This window comes from Protofrankia sp. Cj5, from assembly GCF_917627405.1.
Classification (GTDB): domain Bacteria; phylum Actinomycetota; class Actinomycetes; order Frankiales; family Frankiaceae; genus Protofrankia.
Genome location: NZ_CAKJTO010000005.1, coordinates 68,230 through 88,243 on the forward strand (window position 1 = coordinate 68,230; position 20,014 = coordinate 88,243).

At 70.3% G+C, this 20,014-nt stretch carries 14 protein-coding genes; 2 read left to right on the forward strand and 12 right to left on the reverse strand.

Annotation, left to right across the window (positions count from 1 at the left end):
* Nucleotides 1-503: 503 nt before the first annotated feature.
* A complete protein-coding gene (gene murC, locus MJ777_RS02795) occupies nucleotides 504-1,952 on the reverse strand; it encodes a UDP-N-acetylmuramate--L-alanine ligase (RefSeq protein ID WP_239372906.1) in 1,449 nt (482 codons plus the stop codon).
* Between the two features lie 8 nt (nucleotides 1,953-1,960).
* On the opposite strand from murC (MJ777_RS02795), the gene MJ777_RS02800 reads away from it, so the two are divergent.
* Entirely contained in the window at nucleotides 1,961-2,653 is a 693-nt protein-coding gene (locus tag MJ777_RS02800; protein WP_239372908.1) for a Uma2 family endonuclease, read from the forward strand.
* 523 nt (nucleotides 2,654-3,176) lie between these two features.
* Here the strand turns inward: MJ777_RS02800 and murC (MJ777_RS02805) are convergent.
* The 4 genes from murC (MJ777_RS02805) to ftsW form a co-directional block, all read right to left on the reverse strand.
* Nucleotides 3,177-4,610, reverse strand: a complete 1,434-nt coding sequence (murC, locus tag MJ777_RS02805; RefSeq protein WP_239372910.1) for a UDP-N-acetylmuramate--L-alanine ligase — start codon at nucleotides 4,608-4,610, stop codon at nucleotides 3,177-3,179.
* A 30-nt stretch (nucleotides 4,611-4,640) separates the two neighbouring features.
* Nucleotides 4,641-5,771, reverse strand: coding sequence for an undecaprenyldiphospho-muramoylpentapeptide beta-N-acetylglucosaminyltransferase (gene murG / locus MJ777_RS02810; protein WP_239311154.1), 1,131 nt, complete (start codon nucleotides 5,769-5,771; stop codon nucleotides 4,641-4,643).
* A gap of 185 nt (nucleotides 5,772-5,956) precedes the next feature.
* Complete coding sequence (locus MJ777_RS02815) at nucleotides 5,957-7,192, reverse strand: PLP-dependent aminotransferase family protein (RefSeq protein WP_239372920.1); 1,236 nt, start codon at nucleotides 7,190-7,192, stop codon at nucleotides 5,957-5,959.
* A gap of 152 nt (nucleotides 7,193-7,344) precedes the next feature.
* Nucleotides 7,345-8,700 (reverse strand): putative lipid II flippase FtsW, encoded by a 1,356-nt coding sequence (ftsW, locus tag MJ777_RS02820; RefSeq protein WP_370651642.1) that lies wholly within the window; start codon nucleotides 8,698-8,700, stop codon nucleotides 7,345-7,347.
* Nucleotides 8,701-9,026: 326 nt separating this feature from the next.
* Between ftsW and MJ777_RS02825 the strand changes: the two genes are divergently transcribed.
* Nucleotides 9,027-10,412 carry an FAD-binding oxidoreductase gene (locus MJ777_RS02825; RefSeq protein ID WP_239372922.1) on the forward strand — a complete coding sequence of 462 codons (1,386 nt, stop codon included), beginning with the start codon at nucleotides 9,027-9,029 and terminating at the stop codon, nucleotides 10,410-10,412.
* A gap of 62 nt (nucleotides 10,413-10,474) precedes the next feature.
* On the opposite strand, the gene murD is transcribed toward MJ777_RS02825, so the two are convergent.
* From murD to MJ777_RS02860, 7 genes are all read right to left on the reverse strand, one after another.
* Nucleotides 10,475-11,839, reverse strand: coding sequence for a UDP-N-acetylmuramoyl-L-alanine--D-glutamate ligase (gene murD, locus MJ777_RS02830; RefSeq protein ID WP_239311151.1), 1,365 nt, complete (start codon nucleotides 11,837-11,839; stop codon nucleotides 10,475-10,477).
* Nucleotides 11,787-13,115, reverse strand: coding sequence for a hypothetical protein (locus MJ777_RS02835; RefSeq protein ID WP_239372924.1), 1,329 nt, complete (start codon nucleotides 13,113-13,115; stop codon nucleotides 11,787-11,789). The genes murD and MJ777_RS02835 overlap by 53 nt, the downstream gene beginning before the upstream one ends.
* Nucleotides 13,112-13,951, reverse strand: a complete 840-nt coding sequence (locus MJ777_RS02840) for a polyphenol oxidase family protein (RefSeq protein WP_239311149.1) — start codon at nucleotides 13,949-13,951, stop codon at nucleotides 13,112-13,114. The genes MJ777_RS02835 and MJ777_RS02840 overlap by 4 nt, the downstream gene beginning before the upstream one ends.
* A gap of 155 nt (nucleotides 13,952-14,106) precedes the next feature.
* Nucleotides 14,107-15,174, reverse strand: a complete 1,068-nt coding sequence (gene mraY, locus MJ777_RS02845; protein WP_239311148.1) for a phospho-N-acetylmuramoyl-pentapeptide-transferase — start codon at nucleotides 15,172-15,174, stop codon at nucleotides 14,107-14,109.
* Complete coding sequence (murF, locus tag MJ777_RS02850; protein ID WP_239347077.1) at nucleotides 15,171-16,586, reverse strand: UDP-N-acetylmuramoyl-tripeptide--D-alanyl-D-alanine ligase; 1,416 nt, start codon at nucleotides 16,584-16,586, stop codon at nucleotides 15,171-15,173. Before murF ends, mraY begins: the two co-directional genes overlap by 4 nt.
* Entirely contained in the window at nucleotides 16,583-18,160 is a 1,578-nt protein-coding gene (locus MJ777_RS02855; protein ID WP_239311146.1) for a UDP-N-acetylmuramoyl-L-alanyl-D-glutamate--2,6-diaminopimelate ligase, read from the reverse strand. Before MJ777_RS02855 ends, murF begins: the two co-directional genes overlap by 4 nt.
* A gap of 42 nt (nucleotides 18,161-18,202) precedes the next feature.
* Nucleotides 18,203-20,014 (reverse strand): penicillin-binding protein 2 (locus tag MJ777_RS02860; RefSeq protein WP_239372926.1); only part of this gene is annotated, 1,812 nt, incomplete at its 5' end.

Genomic DNA, 20,014 nt, shown 5'->3' on the forward strand with positions numbered 1-20,014 from the left:
TCACCGTCAGCTAGACGGTTAATGTTATGTCAACTTCCAACCGTGGACCGGACAGTAGGGACGCGCAGCGCGGGGGTCAAGGACGCACCCGGCGCGTCACCCGGAACCTTTGCGTCCATCGGGTCACATCATTGCGCACCCGGGAAACGATCGCCTCCCATCCCGCAAACCGAGTACTATGCCGCGCCACCCGCCACCCCCTGACGCGTCTCAGCCTCGGGAGGTGACCACCCTTTCGAACGGGAAGATCTCGCATCCGACACGAACCACAAACGACGGCCGCGCAATGACCAGACTATGACCGCAACCACACTATGACCACAAGCACGGTATGACCACAACCACGATATGACCGCACGCACGATATGACCGCGCTCGGCCGGCCCTCGATGCCAGCCCGCTCCACCTCCGCGCATCGGCCTGGCCAGGTCCGGCAGCCCGGCCACCCGGACGCCGCTCCCTGATCGAACGCCCTCCCGCCAGCGCCTCCACGGCGGTGGTTCTCACCTGTCCGGCCTGCCATCCAGCGCCGCGAGCAGGCGCGGACCGATCTCGGTGATCGTTCCAGCGCCGAGCGTCAGCAGCAGGACGCCGTCCGGCGCGGCTGGCAGGCTCACCGACAGATCGGTCACCAGCCGATCGGTGAGTCCCGCCCACGGAACGTAGTACGTCGTCTCCGGGACGAAAATCTTCTTGGCCAGGTCACTGGCGTGCAGGCCCAGGGTGTCGTGCTCGCGGGCGGCGTAGATGTCGGTGACGTACACCCGGTCGGCATCGATGAACGCGGCGGCGAAGTCATCCATCAGGGCGGCCAGCCGGCTGAACGTGTGCGGCTGGACGACAGCCCACACCTGGCGCGACTGGGCCCGCTGGCGGGCCGCCGCCAGCGTCACCAGGATCTCGGTCGGGTGATGGGCATAGTCATCAACGATCTCCAACGGGCCGCGGCGGTCAGTAGGCGCGGCCGTGCCGACCCGTTGGAACCGCCGGGCCGCCCCGGTGTAGGTCGCCAGCGTCGCAAGCGTGTCGGGCACGGCAAGGCCCAGCTCGGTGGCCACGGCAAGTACCGCGAGAGCGTTGAGGACGGTGTGGGTGCCCGGCAACGCGAGGTCGAGCGTCCCAGCCTCCTCGCCGCGGTGGCGCACTGTTGCCCGGACGCCGCCGCCCGGCGTCGCCCGCGGATCAACCGCCCGCCAGGCGCGGCCCGCGTCCAGACCGTAGTCGACGACACGCGCGTGGCCGTGCGGCAAGGCCGCAAGCACCATCCGGACACCTGGATGATCACCACAGGCGACGAGCGTCCCCCCCGCGCGGACCCGCAGGGCGAACGCGGTGAAGGCCGCGCGCACGGCCGCCTCATCGGGGAACACATCGGGATGCTCCCACTCGATGTTGGTGATCACCGCGAGAACGGGGTCGAGGTTCGCGAACGCCCCGCCGTACTCGTCAGCCTCCAGGACGAACACCCGGCCGGCGCCCACCAGCGCGTTACCGCCGAGCTGAGCGACCTCGGCACCGATGACCGCCGTCGGGTCGAGGCCCGCGGCCCGCAGCACGAGGCTGAGCATGGCGGACGTGGTGGTCTTGCCGTGCGAGCCGGCGACCGCAAGCAGGTCGTAGCCAGCGGTCAGCTCGGGCAGCCAGTCGCCGCGGCGGCGGACGGGAATCCCAGCGCGCCGGGCAGCCAGCAGCTCGGGATGATCGTCGGGGAACGCGCTGGAGGCGACCACCACGTCCACCCCGACCAGTTCCGCGGCCAGCTCGCCGGGGTCCGTGACAGCCCCCACCCGCACCTGTGCGCCAGCGGCACGCAGCGCGTCCAGACGAGGAGCGTCCTGGGCGTCACTGCCGCTGACCGCGCCGCCACGGGCAAGATGGACATGGGCGAGCGCGGACAGCCCCGCCCCCGCGATACCGAGGAATCGGACATGCTGAGAGTTCTCGCGGTTCACAGCAGGCAGTGAACACCACACCCCACCCCGCCTCCCCCGCAGCCACGCCCCAGCTGCTGCGGGCCACCGCTACACTGAAGATCGGATCCTGCTCGGGCGTCCCAGCGGGCAGCGCAGGGGAGGTCGACGTGACGATCGTGCACCCGGCCCCTCCGCTGCTGGTCCAGCTGCCCGGACGGGCGCTCACGCTGGATGACGTGACTCAGCTGGCCACGGCCGACGAGCTCCACCGATACGAACTCGCCGAGGGGAATCTGCTGGTCATGCCGCCAGCCGACGCCGAACACGCCGCGCTGATCACACAGATCATCGTATGGCTGGTCACCCACGGCCACAGCGCAGACCGGGTGCTCGCCACGCCGGGCCTGCGGATCACCGAGTCCTCCAGCGGCCGTAGCCCGGACGTTCTCGTCCTGTGCCGCCCGGCCCCACGCGGCACCGTCTGGATCGACCCAGCTGACACCCTGCTCGTGGTGGAGGTCGTCTCACCGGGATCGGAGAACCTCGACCGCATGATCAAACCGGGTGAGTACGCCCGCGCCGGCATCGCCCGGTTTTGGCGGATCGAACGTGACCGCGGCCCGGCGACAGCGCACATGTACGCACTGGGCACCGACGAGCGCGGCGAACCGGCCTACATCAGCCACCGGGCCACCCTGCTCGACGAACTCCTCGCCGCCGCACCGCCGCACCTGCCCTGACGCCACGGATCAGTTCCTCGGCACGGCTCCGCCGAGGGCGGCCGGTTCCGGCACGGAGGCGGCTTGGGCGGTCTTCCCGCCGCAGCGTGGCGCGGCTGCCTCGCACCGATGCAGCCTTCCTCATTCGGGCCAGCCACCACAACCGTTGCCTGGGAGCTCCTGGTCCGCACCGCAAGTAGCAGTCCGCCCCAAACCGCGGCAGGATCCCAAACAGTGCGGTCAATGCGGCGGTAACATCGGCAGTCCGGTGGCTCCACTACTTCGGTCTGGTGTCGAGACCCGCGGACTGGTCGTATTGAAGGGGCGGGGTCAGTACGGACAGACGCTACGCCAACATGGGTTCAGGTTCACGGTCAAAAAGATCGGACCCAAGAACAGCGACGAGCTCGGCGGCGTGTACGTGTACGTTGCCTGGCTCTGACACCGGCAAAACGATTATCACGAACGAGATCTTCGACCATTGACACAATCGGAGTCGATGCCGGCTGGCTCGCGACGCCGCAGGCTCGGGCGTTCCTTATGATCAGCTGGGGAGGGTGGCGCGTTCGGCGAGGACGCGCAGGATCTCCCCGCCCAGCAGGGTCACGTCACCCGCGCCGACCGTGAGCACCAGATCGCCCGGACGCGCGAACGCCGCGACCCGGCCCGCCGCGGCCGACCAGGATGGCTCGTAGACGACCCGGTCGGCGGGAAGCGGCACGCGGGCGGCGATCGCCGCGCCACCGGCCCCGGGGATCTCCCGCTCCCCCGCGCCGAAGACATCCATGATCACAACAGCGTCCGCAAGGCCCAACGCGGCGCCGAACTCGGCCGCGAAGGCCGCCGTCCGGCTGTACAGGTGCGGCTGGAACGCGACGACGACACCGCCGCCGTCGGCAACGTCACGGGCGGTCCGCAACACAGCCATGAGCTTGGTGGGATGGTTGGCGTAGTCGTCGATCACCCGGATGCCCTCGACGGTGCCCTTGGCCTCAAACCGGCGGCGGACACCGGCGAACCCCGCCAGCCCCGCCAGCAGACCAGTCGCGGGCAGGCCGAGCTCCAGCCCGGCGGCCAGCGCGCCCGCGGCGTTCAGCAGGTTGTGCCGCCCGGGTACCCGCAGGGTCAGCTCGCCCAGCCGCCGGCCCCGCACGACCACCTCACAGGTGGAACCGGTCGGCGAGACCATCGCGAGCTCCACCCGGACGTGGGCGTCCACCGACTCGCCATAGGTGGTGACCCGTGGCACCTTCGGGCCTTCGCTGTCCCGCAGCGCGGTGATGAGCCTGGCCGCGCCGGGGTCGTCCAGGCAGGCCACCACAAAGCCGGCCGGGTCGACGCCGCTGACGAACCGCGCGAAGGCCGTGTCGACGTCCGCACGCTGACGGTAGTAGTCAAGATGATCGGCCTCAACGTTGGTGACGACCGCCGCGAACGGCTCGAGGAGGAGGAATCCGCCGTCGCTCTCGTCGGCTTCGGCGATGAAGATCTCACCCGAACCGGCATGCGCGTTGGAGCCAGCCTCGTTGATATCACTACCGGTGACGAATGACGGGTCGGCTCCACATGCCTGCATGGCGACGGTGGCCATCAGCGTGGTCGTCGTCTTCCCGTGGGTACCGGCGACCGCGAGCCCCTGGAATCCCCGCATCAGCGCGGCCAGCGCGGCGGCCCGTGAGACGACGCGCAGGCCGCGCCTTCTCGCCTCCTCGACCTCCGGATTTCCAGCCGGAATGGCCTGGGAAAAGATCAACGTATGGATGTCGCCGACATGCCGTGGATCATGACCGATCATCACCTCCGCCCCGAGCGCCCGTAGCGCGGCCAGGTGACGGGTGTCGCGGGCATCGCTTCCGGACACAAACGCGCCGCGCCGCAGCAGCAGGCGCGCGAGGCCGCTCATACCGGCGCCACCGATCCCGACGAGGTGCACGCGGTCGAAGTTGTCCGGTAGCGCCCGAGCTGTCACAGCTGACATCTTGCCCCATCCATCGCCTCGGACCGAGGTTCAGCGGGCAGCGTGGCGTGCCGGTTGCCGCCGGCGGGAGGCCGCGGCATCCCTGATCATCGACACGATCGCGTCCACGGCACCGGGATGCCCGCAACCGGCGCAGGCCGCCGCCATCTTCGCCAGCCGCTCGGCCGAGGTAAGCAGGCCCAGCAGCTCCGCGCGCACCCACTCCGGGGAGAGCCCGGCATCGTCGACCAGCAGACCGCCGCCGGCCTCCACCGTCGCCAGGGCATTACGCCGCTGTTCACCATTACCGTGCGGAAGCGGAACGTAGACAGCGGGCAGGCCGACCGCGGCCAGCTCCGCGCAGGTCATCGCGCCGGACCGGCACAGGGCCAGGTCCGCCGCCGCGTACGCGGATGCCATGTGATCGAGATACGGCCGCACCACATAGGGCACAGGCAGGTCCGGGGGCAGCGCCGCGAGCACCGTGTCGACGTTCTTGGGCCCGGCCGCGTGCAGGACCTGGACCCCGCTCGCAGTGATCTCCCTGGCCGTCGCACTGATCACGTCGTTGAGCCGCCGAGCCCCCTGCGAACCACCGAAAACCAGCAGCGTCGGGTGACCCGGGTGCAGGCCGTAGCTGATCCGGGCGGCCCGAGCGGCCGTCGGCGACCGGTCCAGACTCAGAATCTCCGGACGCAGCGGGATACCGGTGAGCCGACCGCCGCGCAACGGAGTGCCCGGGTAGGACACCGCCACAAAAGACGTGAACCGGGCACCGATGCGGTTCGCCACCCCCGGCACCGGGTTGGCCTCGTGCACGACGATCGGGATGCCCGCCCGGCGCGCGGCGAGGTAGGCCGGGACGGACACGTACCCGCCGAAGCCCACAACCACGCTCGCGCGCACCCGCAGCAGCGCCGCCGACGCCTGGCTGACCGCCCCGGCGAGCCTGCCGGGCACGGTGAGCAGGGACGGCGTGGGTTTACGGGGCAACGGCACCTTCGGGATGGTCACCAGCTCGTACCCGCGGGCCGGCACGAGCCTTGCCTCCAGCCCGGACTCCGTCCCCAGGAGGGTCAGGCGCATCCGGGGGTCAGCGGCCCGCAGGGCGTCCGCGACCGCCAGCGCAGGTTCGACATGGCCCGCCGTGCCACCGCCGGCGAGCACCACACTCCTCAGCATCGTCCACGACGATGACACACCTCAGCGACGGATCGCTCTCCGGGTCCCACCAGCGGCGGCGACGGCCGCTGCCTCGCGCGGCCGGGCGCACCGGTGACGCGAGGAACAGCACAGAGGAACAGCACAGAGGAACAGCACAACCGCGGCCGGCCCTCCCCGCGTCAGGACGTCAGGACGTCAGGACGTCAGGCCCGCGGCCCGAGGGCCGCGGCCGCGGCGTCGGACAGCCGGCGGGCGGCGAGCTCAAGACGTTCCGGGGAGCTGCCCGCGAATGACATCCGCATCGTCGTGGAGTCGGGATTGTGCACAGCGAACTGCGGACCGGACACGTAGGTCACCCCGCGGCGGACTGCGGCGTCGAGCAGGTCGTCCGCGGACAGGCCGGGCGCGACGACCCGCCCCCAGACGAACAGCCCGCCAGCGGGATCGTTGACCTCGACAATCCCCGCCAGATGCTCGCTGATGGCGGCACGCAGAGCCGCGCACCGCCGTCCGTAGATGGCCGGCAGGGTCGCCAGGTGCGCGTCGTACCAGCCCTCCCGGCCGAAGAGCTCAAGCAGGGCGTACTGCGTCAGCGTGGAGGTATGCAGGTCCGACCAGAGCTTCGCGCGGCCTACCGCGTCCACGAGCGCGGGCGGCACCAGCACCCAGCCGACCCGCAGCCCCGGTCCGAGCGTCTTGGAAAAGGATCCGATCGTGATGACTCGATCACCATAGGTGGCAACCGGTGGCACGGGATCTCCCCGGAAGCGCAGTGCCGGGTACGGCTCGTCCTCGGCCACCAGGAACCCGTACCGCTCGGCCAGCTCCGCGAGTTGCCGCCGCCGGGCATCGGTGAGCGTGGCCCCGGTCGGATTATGGAAGGTCGCGACCGTGTAGACGAGTTTGGGACGCTGGCCGCCGGCCAGCCGTTCGGCGAGCGCGCCGACATCCAGGCCGTCGTCGTCAACCGGGATCGCCAGGAACTCCGGCTGGTACATCTCCAGGCAGTGCAGGGAACCCGGGAAGACGGGCTCGTCAATGGCTACAAGATCCCCGGGGTCGAGCAGGGCACGCGCGATGATGTCCAGGCCCTGCAGCCCACCGGCGGTCACCACGACCTGGCTCGGGTCGACCGGGCGCCCACGGTCCACCGACGCCCGGTCCGCGATCCAGGCGCGCAGCGCGGGAAGGCCCTCAGCCGCCGAGTACTGCAACGCGGCCGTCGCTGCCTTCGAGGTCGCCACCTGGTGCACGGCCGCACCGATCTCCGCCGCGGGCAGTGTCTCCCCGGCCGGCAGCCCACCAGCGAGCGAGATGACGTCACGGACCTCGCCGAGCCGCAGCGGGTCACGCATCACCCACGTCCCGATCTCACCCATCCGCCGGGCGAGCGGAACCGGCCCCGGCAGGATCGCCTCGACCGACTCGCTGTCGCTCATCCCATCCTCCACCCCTCGGCCGGGACGCCATTCGGGGAAAACTATCCTGGGGACGGCCAGCCGTGACAACGGCCCGGCCTTCGTGCGGCGCGGCCGGCGTCATGATTGTCGATCATCTGTCACCCGCGGCGGGCGGCCGTCTCGGCATCGGGTCAACGGTGCGCGGCCGCGGAGATCCTCTCGGCAACGTCATCATCACCGCTGTCGCCGCGGCTGCCCCGGGCCACCCGCGCGCGGGCCCGGAAACGACGCCCGCCGCCCGCCGCCGGCTCACCTGCCTCCCGCGCCTCGCGCCGGGCTGCCGCCCTGGCACTGAGCATCGCGGTCGCCGCGGGCTCGTGCCGGGCGAACGACAGCAGCATCCCGACCGTGAGCATCGTGGGAACCAGCGCGGAGCCCCCGAACGAGACCAGCGGAAGCGGGATTCCCGTGATCGGGAGCAGGCCCACCACAGCGCCCATGTTAATCATGGATTGGCCAAGCAGCCAGCCGGTGGCGGATGCCGCGGCGAGCTGGACGAACGGGTCAGCGCTGCGGTGGGCGACCCGGATGCCGGCGAACCCGAGAACGGCGAACAGGATGACGACGACCAATGTGCCGAGCAGGCCCAGCTCCTCACCGATGATCGCGAGGATGAAGTCGGTGTGGGCGTTGGGCAACAGCCCCGGCCACTTCTCCCGGGACGCGCCGAGCCCCTCACCCCACCACCCTCCCGACGCCAGCGCGTACAAGCCCTGGACCGCCTGGAAACCGGTGTCATGGGCATCGGCGAACGGGTCGCGATAGGACAGCAGCCGCTCGAACCGGTATGGCTCCCGGATGGCCAGGACGGTGCCAGCCAGCAAGATCACACCGCTGATGGAGACAAAGACCCGCAGCGGCGTCCCGACCACCCACAACAGCATGAGCATGATCAACAAAACCACGATCGTGGTCCCCATGTCGGGCTCAAGCATAATCAGGACGCAGATCAGCAACGCCCCGGGCACAAGCGGGACCAGCAGGTGCTTCCAGTCGCCCAGCAGCTTGCGTTTACGCACCAGCAGATCCGCGCCCCAGAGCACAAGGCCGAGCTTGGCGATCTCGCTGGGCTGCAGGGTGTACGAGCCCAACTCGATCCATCGCTGCGCACCGTTGATCGACTTCCCGAACTGCGGGGTCAGCACGACCGTCAGCAGTACCAACGAGACAATCATGACCGGGTACGCCAGTACCCGGAAGACCCGCACGGGCAGCCGGCTGGCCAGCACCAGCAGTGGCAGGCCGATGCCCACCCAGGTCGCCTGCCGGGCGAACACCGCGTAGGACGAGCCCAGCTCGTCGAACGACCGCACGCTGGATGCCGACAGCACCATGACCAGCCCGAGCAGCAACAGCAGGCCAGCCGAGGAGAGCAGCAGGTAGTAGGAGGCCAGCGGCCGCGCAAGCACGGGGACCCGGGTGCCGTCGACAGCCGGCCCGCCCCGCTCAGGCATACCGAGCGTGGGCTCGTCGCCCCCGGTCACCACGTCCCGCTCCCCTGCTCGTCAAGGAACACACATGCAACACGCCCACCGAGAGCACCGCCGGAGTCACGCGGTTCTTCTGGGTGAACGCGGTTATGGTCCCCCATCGAATAGTCCATGCCGCCAGCCTGTTCGACACCGACCATCATGGGTGTGTCGAGCACCCATCAGCCCGCCCGCGGCCTCCGGCCGGCATATACAACCCCACGGAGTCAAATCCTGACATAGTGTATGTGATCGGCCACTATCGTTACAACCGCTCCCCTCGGTCCGGTCAACGCCACCGACAACACCGATCGGGGGTCACGACTCTGAGACGACACTGAACCATGTCACGAAACCAGCTGGTCCAGACGCTGCGAAACACGGTCGGCGACGCCCGGGTGCTGACGGATCCAGAAATCATGGCCGGGTACGTCCGGGATTGGACCGGCCGATTCGTCGGGCGGACGGTGGCGGTGCTGCGTCCGGTGGACACCGCGCAGGTGGCGGCCATCGTCCAGGTGTGCGCGGAGCACGAGATACCGCTGGTGCCCCAGGGCGGCAACACCGGGCTTGTCGGCGGCGGCGTGCCGACCCGCGGGGAGATCGTGCTCAGCCTGCGCGGCCTCGCGGACCCCCCGTTGATCGATACTGCCGCCGGCCAGGCCACCGTCGGTGCCGGCGTACCGATCAGCGTGCTGCGCGCCGCGGCGTCCGCGGCGGGGCTGGCCTACGGCGTCGATCTCGCGAGCCGGGACACGGCCACGATCGGCGGCACCGTGGCCACGAACGCTGGTGGCCTGCGGGTACTCCGGTACGGGGACACCAGGGCGCAGCTGCTCGGCGTGGAGGCGGTCCTCGGCGACGGCAGTGTGGTCTCCCACCTCGCCGGCCTCGCCAGGGACAATACCGGCTACCATCTGCCCTCACTGCTTGCTGGTAGCGAGGGCACGCTCGGTGTGATCACCGCGGCACGGGTCCGGCTGGTGCCGGCCGCCCGTGCGCGGGCGGTGGGTCTGCTCGGCCTTGCGTCCGTACCGGACGCGGTCGCGGCGGCGTCCCTGCTGCGAAACAGCCTGCCCGGACTCGCCGCGGCCGAACTCATGCTCGCCGCGGGCCTGGATCTCGTAACGGAGGCATGCGGCCTGTCCCGGCCGCTGCGCGGAACGCACGCGGCCTACCTCCTCGTCGAGGTCAGTGGGGACGCGGCCGACGGCGAGACACCGCTGAACACGCTGGCGGAGGCCGTCGCCGGTCTGGCCGGCGTCACCGACGCCTCGCTCGCGGGCGACCAACGCGGCTGCGAGGCCCTGTGGGCCTACCGGGAACGGCACACCGAATCGATCAGTACGCACGGGACACCGGTGAAAATGGATGTCACCCTGCCGCTCGCCGGCCTGCCCGCGTTCGTCGAGGCCGTGCCCGACACCGTCAGGAGTATCGCGCCGCGGGCGAGAGCCTGGCTGTTCGGGCATGTCGCCGAGGGCAGTGTGCACGTGAACGTCACCGGCGCGGGTACCGCCGGCGAGTGGGTGGAGGACAGTGTGTTCCGGCTCGTCGCCGCGAACGGTGGCAGCATCAGCACCGAGCACGGGATCGGCACAGCCAAGCACCGCTGGCTGCCGCTCAACCGTTCACCGGTCGAGATCGCCGTGTTCCGGCGGATCAAAAAGGCCTTCGACCCCGCGGGCATCCTCAACCCGAACGTCCTGGTACCGCCGGATACTCCGTGACCAGCACGTACACGTTCTGTGCGGATGGGCGCTCTCAACCGACTGTCGCGCGGTGGCGGCAGCTACTGTCGCGCGGAGGCGGCGCAGGCCCGCATGGCGAGCGCGAAGGCGGCGCCACGCTCGCGGTAGTCACGGAAACGCCCGAAGCTCGGCGCCGCGGGTGACAACAGAACGATGCCATCGGGCCTGGCCCACCGGTAGCCCTCAAGCACGGCGGCGGTGAGGTCAGGCGCGTCCACGATCGTGACATGCGGGCCGGCACCAGCCTCGGTGACCTGCCGGCGGATGTCGGGGCCGTTGTCCGGCACGGTGAGGACAAGTGTGTCCAAGGTGCGGGTGCGTAGGCCAACGGCCAGCGGCCGGTAGTCGATACCCCGGCTCTGGCCGCCCACGACCGCGGCGATCCTGCGGTCACCGAAGGCCTCGACAGCGGCGAGTGTCGGCAGGACGTTGGTGGACAGGCTGTCATCGACGAAACAGACCCCGTCCACTTCTCCGATCACCTGGAGCCGGCTGTCCAGCCCGCGGAACCCCTCCGCCGCGGTACGCAGCTTGTCGCCGTCGTCCGCCTCGGGTACGCCAAGTGCCCGCAGACAGGCGCCGGCGATCAGGGCGTTACGCCGGTTGTGGAGACCGAGCAGCCCCAGCTGCCGCAGCCAGTCGCCGTCCGCCGCGGCGTCCGCACACACCCACCGCACCCTGGGCCCGAGCAGCTGCCGGTGGGCGCGGATCAGGTCGCTGTCACCGTTGGCGATGGTGAGGTCGGCACCGGGCTGGGAGCAGGCGGACAGTTTGTCCCGAAAGTAGTTCTCCGGATCATCACCGTGCCATGGCAGGTGGTCGGGATGCAGCGAGGTGACAGCGACCACCGGCGGGGAGCACGCCAGGTCGGTCGCCTGGTAGCTGGACACCTCAATGATCCAGAAGTCGTACCCGTCGCCCGCGAACGGATCATGCGGTGGCATCCCGATGTTGCCTGCGACCAGGCACCGGTAACCGAGTCGGGTCAGCAGGTGCCCGGCAACCGCGGACGTCGTGCTCTTGCCCTTGGTTCCCGTCACGCAGACCACTTTCGACCGGTCCGCCTCGGCGAGCCACAGCCCCACTCCACCGACCACCGGCACCCCGAGCCGCTCGAGCTTTCGCACGGTCTCGCCGTACCGCGAAATTCCAGGAGCCTTGACAACGACATCACAATGAGTGAGCGCATCGAAGCCACCCAGCGCGGTCACCAACAGTGGCCTGCCCTCGATGTCCGTCCGGGCGGGGGCGTCGTCAACGAGCACCGGCTCGATCCCCCGCGCCCGGCAGGCCCGCAGGTTGGCCTCGCCCTCACGGCCGATCCCGTACAGACCGACCGCGCGGCCACGCAGGTCAGACCAGGAGATCGTCGGGCGCATACCGGTCCGGGACGAAGTGTCGGCCATGCGGGACGAGCAGCTCCTCGGGCGTGGGCTCTCCCGGTAGCGGGCCAAGCGCGGCGAGCACGGGCGAGGCGGCCCGGTCACGGCGCCCGGCGGCGAGCAGGGTAGCCACCCGGCACTCGGTGACGTCGCCGACGCATTCCCAGGGCTTGCTGTCCGCGGACAGGCCCAGCAGCGCACGGAAACGACCCAGCAACGCCACGTCAGCCAGTGGTTCACGCCCGCCGAAGACCTGCCGCAGCGTCGGCTCGTCCAGGAAGGGGGAAAGGATCAGATCGATGAAACAGCACTTGTCACACTGGCCGCACCAGCGGTCCAGCCGCTGAGCGGGATCGATGTGGAAAGCGCGGTTACAGCTGCGGAAGTGGTCGAAGTACTGGGGCAGCGCGGCGAACCGCCGGGCGATCCACAACTCCGTGAACGGGCGTAGCAGGGAGAAGTACTCCGGCCTGCCGCCGAGAGCCTCGACGAGGACCGACCGCAGGGCGGTCTCGAACGCCTCGCCCTTGGAGTACTGGTGGTTGATGGAGCGGCCGTCGACCGTGATGGTGCCCGCGGAGGCCGACCACTCGTTGGACATCACCACCGCGTCCCGCCCGTCCAGCGCGGCGGCCATCACGGCGATCACCGAAAGAATTCCCGTGACCGGGACATGCCCGTTGAGGAAACCGAGTTCCGCCGAGCGCAGCACCTGGGTGTCGATGAGCCGCTCCGCCCGGAGGACCGGCAGGCCGGTGGCAGCGGCGGCCCGTTCGATGGCCTCGAAGCGGTCACCGGGATGGTTGACGACAAACAGCGCCGGGTCCTTGGCCCGGGGCCGCAGCAGCTCCGCGGTGACGATGGAGTCCACCCCGCCGCCGAACGGCACCAGCGGCCGGCCCTCGTCGGGGCTGACAGCCACCGGCGTTTCGCGCGCCAGCGCCGGGCCGATGATCCGCAGCCCGGAAAGATCAAGATTGTTACGGTGCGCGAACTCCCCCAGGCCGTCGAGATAGAACTCTCGCAGGAAGGCACGCTCGAGGCCGGTGACCGCGGTATCACCGAGGTCGACGACCGGCGGGGCCGCCGTCTTGTAGTAGGAGACCGCCGTCAGCAGGAACACCAGGCGGGCCGCTTCGGCCACCGCGGGCTCGCTCCATGCCCCGCCGCCGGGGAACGTCACGTCCTCGCGGAACTCCCGCCCGTCCAGGCGGTAGCGGCACACGAGCCGGTCATGCGACGGGTCGATGTCGTAGCCCACATAGCGAAAACTCTCGCCACGCCGCGGTGGCCCGATCACAGAACGTCCTTCCCGCGCAGGCGGGCCACCGCGGCGAACCGTCCGCACGGGTTCTCCGCCCGGTGGCTGAAAAAGGGCGTGCCCGGACCGGTGCCCACCCCCGCGACGTGGATCTGACGTTCCGGCACGCCCTCGGCAACCAGCTGCATGACGTTCGCTCCGGCCACGTCAAACGTCCACTTCCCGAGCCCGTCGGCGCGGATCACCTCGTCCGCGCGCCCGTCGAAGGCGGCCCGGACGGCGGCCACGACCTCCGCCCCAACCTGGTAACGGTCCGGGTCGATCGCGGGCCCGACACCGGCGACGACATTCGATGCGGCGGCGCCCAGCCGCCGCATGGCCGCCAGCGCCGCGGGGACGGCGCCGCGCACGGTCCCGCGCCAGCCGGCATGCACACACGCGAGCACCCCGGCGACCGGATCATGCAGAACGGCCGGGACGCAGTCCGCCGCCAGGACAGCCAGCGCAATCCCGGGCGCCGTGGTCACAAGCCCGTCGGTCAGCGGCAGCGCGTCCGAGGCCGAACGGCTGCCCCGCCCACGGTGCTCATCGGTCACGATGGCGATATTCGGGCTGTGTGCCTGGGCGCAGAACACGAAGTCGTCCACGGTGGCGCCGAGTGCCTCGGCCACTGTCGCCCGGTTCGCCAGTACGTCCGCGTCGTCGTCCCCGGCCCGCAGACTCAGGTTGAGTGAGGTGTAGGCGCCGCGGGAAACACCGCCGGTACGGGTGGTGACAAAGACATCCACCAGCCGGTCATCAAAGCCCGGCCAGCACAGTACCTCCAGGCCGGACGGTGTTCGGCGAAACCGCGATGCCGCCACGCCGGCAGTCATCTCCGACGACCTCGCCAGCTGTCGGCTCTCAACGTCCGGTACCGTCCGTTTCAACGTGGCTGGCCACTGATGTTAATCCATAACCGGAAACCCCGGGACAACATGGCGGACACCCCGCCACCACCGGCCGGGACCGCCTGCGTCGAGGATACACATCAGGAACCGCCGTGCGAGAGGAACTCCGCGTAGAACAGCCCGAGCCCGAACGCCACGGCGAGTCCGGAGACAATCCAGAAGCGGATGATGACCGTGGTCTCCGGCCACTCAGCCAGTTCGAAGTGGTGGTGGATCGGCGCCATGTTGAAGACCCGCTTCCGGGTGGCCCTGAAGAAGGCGACCTGAATGATCACCGAAAGCGTCTCGACCACAAAAAGCCCGCCGAGGACGAACAGCAACAACTCGGTCCGGCTGACGATCGCGATACTCGCGAACGCCCCGCCGAGGGCCAGCGAGCCGGTGTCACCCATGAATATCTTCGCCGGGCTCGCGTTCCACCACAGAAATCCGAAACAGGCGCCCATGGCTGCGGCCGCGACCAGCGCCACGTCCAGCGGGTCGCGGACGAAGTAGCAGCCGTCCTGCGCGGGACCGCGCCCGCAGAGATTGCCGAACTGCCAGAAGGAAATCACCACATAGGCGCCGAACACCATCGCCGAGGTACCGGCGGCCAGGCCGTCCAGCCCGTCGGTGAGGTTCACCGCGTTCGACGTCGCCGCAATGATTATCCAGGCGAGCAGCGGAAAACCGATCAAACCGATCGAGAAATCGGTGTCCCGAACGATCGAAACAAACGTCGACCCCGGCAGCAGGCCGTTGGCGTTCTTGAAGCGGACGGCCAGCAGGCCGAATGCCAGCGCCACCGCGGCCTGACCGGCGAACTTGGTCCGCGCGGTGAGCCCGAGACTGCGCTGCTTGCGGATCTTTATGTAGTCATCGAGGAAACCGACCATCCCCAGACCGGTCATGACCAGCAGCACCAGTAACCCGGACGCGGTGAATCCGTTCATCGTGATCAGATGCGCGACGAAGTAGCCGGCCAGCGTCGCCAGGATGATGACCGTGCCGCCCATCGTGGGTGTGCCACGCTTGGTAAGGTGGCTTGACGGCCCGTCCTCGCGAATTTCCTGTCCGTAACCCCGCCGGCGGAACAGGCGGATGACCGATGGTGTGCCCAGCAGCGACGCCACGAGGGCTACCAGCGCGGCGACCAGTACGCCTCTCACCCGTGCGCACCTCGCTCGACGGGCCGGGCGGGGCCCGTCGGTTCACCGGCCGCGAGGTCGTCCGCGATCCGCTCCAGCCCGAATGCCCGGGATGCCTTCACCAGCACGACATCACCTGGCGCCACTCGCTCCCGCAGCAGCCCGCAGGCCGCCTCGACGTCCGCTACCCAGACGGACTCCCCTGACCACGAGCCCTCCAGCGACGCCCCGAGGTGTATCCGGCGAGCCTCGGCCCCCACCACCACCAGCCGCGGCACACCCAGGCGGACCACCAGCCGGCCGAGCGCGTCGTGCTCGTCGTCCGCGGCCGCGCCGAGTTCTCCCATGCCCCCGAGCACAGCCCAGGCCCGCCGGCCGCGACTCATCTCGACCAGTGTCTTCAACGCCGCCCGCATCGATTCCGGGTTGGCGTTGTAGGCGTCGTTGATGACGGTGACGCCGTTGCCGGTCACGGTGACCTCCATCCGCCAACGGCTGCGGGCCTGGGCGTGGGACAACGCGGCCGCGGCTCGCCGCGGGGACAGTCCGAGACGGATCGCGGCCGCCGCCGCGGCCAGCGCGGCCGCGACGTAGTGCGCGCCGACGAGGTTCAACGAGACGGGATGCCGTTCGCCGGCCGTGAGCAGGTCGAACCGCGCGCGCCCGCGGTCGTCGACACGCACGCCGTCGGCCCGCACGTCAGCCCGAGCGCTCTCACCAAACATGATCACATCACCGCGAGCCCGGGTGGCCATGGCCGCGACCAGCGGATCGTCGATGTTCAGCACGGCGGCGCCCGACGCGGCCTCGGCGAGCTCGGCCTTGGCCCGAGCAATCCCGGCACGCCCGTCCGCGTACTCACCGACATGCGCCGAGCCGACGTTCAGCACGACCCCGACGTCGGGCCGGGCCACCTCGCACAAGGCGGCGACATGGCCGAGGCCACGAGCGCCCATCTCCAGCGCGACGAACCCGGTGGTCGGCTCCAGGCCCAGCAGCGTCAGCGGCAGCCCGATCTCGTTGTTGAACGAACCGGGCGCGGCGACCGTCGGTCCCAGCTCACCCAGCAGATCGGCGAGCAGATCCTTCGTGGTGGTCTTGCCAGACGATCCGGTCACGGCGACAACCGTCGCCGACGAGCGGGTGCGTACCTCGGTGGCGAGCGCCGCGAGCGCGGCCGTGGGGTCGGGGACCACGACCGCCGGTACGCCGACCGGCCGGGCCGCCAACACCGCGACCGCGCCGGCCCGTACCGCGTCCGCGGCGAAGTCGTGGCCGTCAACCCGGGCACCGGGCACGGCGACGAACAACGCACCGGCACCGACCTGGCGCGAATCGATCACAACACCGGTGACCGGCGCGTCCGGATCGGGCACGGCGTCGAGCCGGCCGCCGACGACGGCCGCGACCTCACGCAGGCAAAGCGGTATCACCGGTGAGCACCTCTGCGGCCGAGGCCCGGACGCGATCCGGTGCCGGCCTGGGCCAGCTCCGCCCGCAGCACGTCCCGGTCGTCGAAGGGTGTCACGACACCGCCGCGCTCCTGCCCGGTCTCATGTCCCTTGCCGGCCACCACGACCGCGTCCGTGGGTCTGGCCAGGCTCACCGCGAGACGGATCGCCGCGGCACGGTCGACCTCCACCAGCACACCATCGGCGCCCCCGGAAGGCAGCGTCGCGGCGCCCGCGCGCATCTGAGCGATGATCATTTCCGGATCCTCCGACCGGGGGTTGTCACTGGTGAAGATCGCTATATCGGCGCCGCGGACCGCGGCGGCTCCCATCAGGGCACGCTTGCCGCGATCACGATCGCCACCACAGCCGAGCACGATGATCACACGCCCGTCGACCAACGCCCGCACGGTACTCAGCAGCGTCTCCACCGCGTCCGGGGTATGGGCGTAGTCGACAAGGCTGACGAAGGGCTGGCCCGCGTCGATCCGCTCCATCCTGCCCGGCACGCCGGGCAGGGCCGTGAGCCCGGCCGCGGCGGTGCCGGCCTCCACCCCGGTGGTGACGAGCAGCGCCAGCGCCACCAGGGCATTGCTGACGTTGAAGGCGCCAGGCAGCGCGATGCGCACCTCGACGTCCACCCCGTGTGGGCCGTGCGCGCGGAAGGTGCTTCCCGCGGGACCGGCGACGACGTCGCTCGCACGCCAGCGCGCGTCAGCAGCGCGCCCGCAGGTCACCGCCGTGGGGACCGCGGTGGCGAGCCGGCGTCCCCACGGGGTGTCGGTGTCGATGACGGACACCTCGGTCCGCTCGGGGGTGAACAGGGCGGCCTTGGTCGCGAAGTAGGCCTCCATGGATGGGTGGAAGTCGAGATGATCCTGGCTGAGGTTGGTGAAGGCCACACCGGCGAAACCGATCCCATCCACCCGGTGCAGCGCGATAGCGTGACTGGAGACCTCCATCGCCGCCGCTGTCACTCCCTGTTCGACCATGACCGCAAGCAGCCCCTGTAGGTCGGTCGCCTCCGGGGTGGTACGCACCGAGGGGACCGCGGCACCGGCCACCCGCGTCGAGATGGTGCCGAGCAGCCCGGTCGTGTGACCGGCAGCACGCAGCCCTGCCTCCAGCAGATATGCCACGGTTGTCTTGCCGTTGGTACCGGTGACGCCCAGCAGCCGCAGGGAGTGTGACGGGTCGCCGTAGACCCACGACGCGGCCGTTCCCAGCACGGCGCGCGGGTCGGCGCTGGTAAGCACAGGTACCCCGGCCCGCCCGGCCGGGAGCTGGGCTACCCGGTCGGCGCCGGCCGGATCGGTGAGCACGGCCACGGCACCGGCCGCGAGCGCCTGCTCGGCGAAGGCCGCGCCGTGCACGCGAGCGCCTGGCAGCGCCGCGTAAAGATCGCCTGGCTGGACCGCCCGTGAATCATGGGTGATACCGCGGACGACAACCCCTCCTGGCGGAGCACCGAGAGAAACAAGATCAACGCATCGGGACATCAGGTCGGTGAGCACCCGCGCCGGCGGGGCGACCGGACGCAACACCGGTGAGGTCACGGCACCGACCCTAGTATCCAGCCGTCCCGAGCCCGCGACCGGTCAGCGCCTGGCATCGCGATCGAGAACGAACCTGGGTGCTGTTGTGCCAGGCGGGGGCACCGCGAGCGTCGCCAGCGCGAAGGTCATCACCTTCTGGAACACCGGCGCGGCGACCGTCCCGCCGAAGTGGCCGTCGCGGGGGTTGTCGAGTACCACCTCCACCACCACCCTGGGCTGGTCGGCGGGGGCGAAGCCCACGAACGAGGCGACATAGCCGCTGTAGTGACCGGACGGGCCGAGCCGCTGGGCCGTTCCGGTCTTGCCCGCGACGCGGTACCCGTCGATGGCCGCCAGCGGCGCGGTCCCCGAGTCGGTGGCCACCGCTTCCAGCATCTGCGAGATGGTCGTGGCGGTGCTCGCGGCGACCACCCGGGTGCCAGGGTCGCGAGGCGTGGTGTGCACGGCCCCGTCCGGTGAGGTGGTGCTCTCCACCAGACGAGGCGCGACCCGCACCCCGCCGTTGGCGATGGTCGCGTAGACCGACGCCATCTGGATCGCGGTCGCGGACATTCCCTGTCCATAGGAGATCGTGGCGGCCTGCTGGGGATCCCAGGCCGACGATGGTTTGAGGATGCCCGCGCTCTCGCCCGGGAACCGCAGCCCGGTCTTTGACCCGAGCCCGAAGGCGCGCAGCGCGGTCTCCAGGTTGGCGGAACCGATCCTGCTCGCGATCTGGATCGTCCCGAGATTGCTCGACCGCGCCAGCACCCCGGCCGCGGTGAGGTGCTCCACACCGTGCGGCTCCGCGTCCATGAAGGTCTGGCCCGCGATGCGCATACTCGGCGGCACCGTCACCGGCGTCTCCGGCGAGATCAGGCCGCGGTCTATCGCCGCGGCCATAGTGATCACTTTGTTGACGCTCCCGGGCTCGTAGACGTCCTGGGTGGCGCGGTTCTTCAGCGTCGACGGATCAGCACTGGCAATCTTGTTGGGGTCGTAGTCCGGCGCATCCGCCATCGCCAGGATGTCCCCGCTGCCCGGGACCATGACCACAACGCTTCCGCCGTCCGCCTGGGTAGCGCGCACCGCGTCGGCGATCGCGCCCTGCGCGGCCCACTGGATGTCGCGGTCGAGCGTGAGCCGCACGCTCGAGCCCGGCACCGGATCGGATTCCCGGCTCGCCGCGGACGGGATGGGCCGGCCCGCCGGATCCATCTCGACGCGGCGCGCCCCGTCGATGCCACGCAGCACCCGATCGTAGGCGCCTTCGATACCGCCACCGCCCACGAGGACATCATTGTCACCGACCGTGGTGAAACCCACGACGTTGGAAGCCAGGGAACCGGACGGGTACAGCCGGCGGCGCTCCTCCAGGACACCGATACCGGCCAGCTGGAGCTTGGTCACCGTCGCGCCCACGGCCGGGTCGAGCCCACGGGCGAGGTAGACGAAACGTCCGCTGCTCCTGAACTTGGCCACCAGGGCGTCCGCGGGTACCTGAAGGATGGGGGCGAGCAGGTTGGCGACGGCACGGGCATCGGTGATGTTGCGCGGGTCCGCGTACACCGAGCGCGCGTCGACATCCTGCGCCAGCACCGCCCCACCGCGGTCGGTGATGACACCACGGACCGCGGGCAACGCCGCGATGTGCAGCCGCTCCTGCTCGGCGCGCCGGGCGTAGGTGGACGCCTGGAACGCCTGCAGCTGTGTCAGCCGGCCGGCGAGCACGATCAGCAGCAAACACAGGATGACGACCGCGGCCCGCAGCCGTCGGCGCGGACTGCCCAGCCGCAGCGGTGGACGGGCTGGGCCCGTGCGGGGCGGTGGCCGGCGTGCCCCGGCCCCGCGGGCCCGCACCGGACGGCCGCCCGG

Coding starts and splice junctions, on each gene's coding strand:
- murC (WP_239372910.1), bottom strand. CDS start 4,610: ATGTCAGCTGTGACAGCTCGGGCGCTACCGGACAACTTCGACCGCGTG.
- murG (WP_239311154.1), bottom strand. CDS start 5,771: ATGCTGAGGAGTGTGGTGCTCGCCGGCGGTGGCACGGCGGGCCATGTC.
- MJ777_RS02815 (WP_239372920.1), bottom strand. CDS start 7,192: ATGAGCGACAGCGAGTCGGTCGAGGCGATCCTGCCGGGGCCGGTTCCG.
- MJ777_RS02825 (WP_239372922.1), top strand. CDS start 9,027: ATGTCACGAAACCAGCTGGTCCAGACGCTGCGAAACACGGTCGGCGAC.
- murD (WP_239311151.1), bottom strand. CDS start 11,839: ATGGCCGACACTTCGTCCCGGACCGGTATGCGCCCGACGATCTCCTGG.
- MJ777_RS02840 (WP_239311149.1), bottom strand. CDS start 13,951: ATGACTGCCGGCGTGGCGGCATCGCGGTTTCGCCGAACACCGTCCGGC.